The organism is Pseudonocardia sp. MH-G8, assembly GCF_002262885.1.
Lineage (GTDB): Bacteria > Actinomycetota > Actinomycetes > Mycobacteriales > Pseudonocardiaceae > Pseudonocardia.
Genome location: NZ_NKYF01000068.1, coordinates 1 through 1,186, shown reverse-complemented (window position 1 = coordinate 1,186; position 1,186 = coordinate 1). Strand labels below are relative to the sequence as shown.

General features: G+C 70.6%; 1 protein-coding gene and 1 pseudogene. Both read right to left on the bottom strand.

Annotated features, from left to right (window positions below):
* Positions 1-103 precede the first annotated feature (103 nt).
* Positions 104-889 carry an IS3 family transposase gene (locus tag CFP66_RS46850; protein WP_143517644.1) on the bottom strand — a complete coding sequence of 262 codons (786 nt, stop codon included), beginning with the start codon at positions 887-889 and terminating at the stop codon, positions 104-106.
* Positions 787-1,008, bottom strand: a pseudogene (locus CFP66_RS50130) (transposase); the annotation flags it as partial. The pseudogene CFP66_RS50130 and the gene CFP66_RS46850, both read right to left, overlap by 103 nt.
* Positions 1,009-1,186 lie beyond the last annotated feature (178 nt).

Sequence of the window (1,186 nt, the reverse complement as noted above, 5' to 3'; positions counted from 1 at the left end):
GCTCCACATGCCGCGCCGGCATCGGCCGGCCCGGCGAGCGCATCGCCGGTCGCAGAGCCCGATCCGCCTGTTGCTGACGCCGTGCCATCGAACACCTCCGAGATCAGCAGAGGTGTTGCGACGACCGATTGAGTCCGCCTTGCGATCCCTGGTCGGAGTGGATGATCGTCCCCGGTGGTGGCCGGCGGGAGTCGATGGCCATGCCGAGCGCGTTGGTCACCAATGCCGCGGTCGGTGAGGAGTCGATCGACCAGCCGACCACGCGGCGGGCGTAGGTGTCGAGGACGACCGCGCAGTAGAGCTTGCCGTCGCGGGTGTGGTGCTCGGTGATGTCGGTGACCCACAGCTGGTTGGGTCCATCGCGGTTGAACTGGCGCTCGACCAGGTCCTTGGCGGTCAGGTCCGGGCGGGTGCCCTTCCAGCGGGGCCGCCCGGTGACTCCGGCCAGGCCGGCGCGCGCCATCAGGAGTTCGACGGTGCCGTGCGCGATGACCAGGCCGCGGCCGCGGGTGAGCTCGGCGTGCACGCGTCGGTAGCCGTAGGTGCCGCGCGAGGCCTGGTGCACCTCCCGGATCACGTCGGTCAGCAGCGCGTGCCGCACCGCCCGCACCGGCGGGCCGCGGCTGCGGAACTCGTAGTAGCCCGACTCCGACACGGCGAGGACGCGGGTGGCGACCTGTACCGGCAGGCCCTCGCCGGCCATCACCGCGATCGCTTCGTGGCGCCTTTTGGGGGCACCACCTTGCTGAGAAGCTCGCTTGCCCGCCGGTGCACGGCCAGCTCGGTCTCCAGCTCGGCGATGCGCCGCTTGGCTGCGCTGAGCTCGGAGCGCTCGGCGCTGCTCAGCCCCGGTTCCAGCCCCTTGTCGATGCGGTCCTGCTTGCGCCACACGTAGATCGACTGCGCGCTGATGCCCAGATCGCGGGCGACCTCGACGACCGGCCTTCCCGCCTCGATCAGATCCAGCACCTTGCGCCGGAACTCCGGCGGATACCCACGCCTGCCCACCACGGCCCTCCTCAGAGGCTCGGGTGACCACGATTCCAGCTACCCGACTCCAAGAATCACGGGGCACACCACCTGACCTTGGAAACGAGGATGGAGCCATGCCGAGGGAGCAGCCGCCGGGCAAGCCGACCACGCGTCGGTACTCCGAGGAGGAGAGGGCCGCCGCGGTGCGGATGGT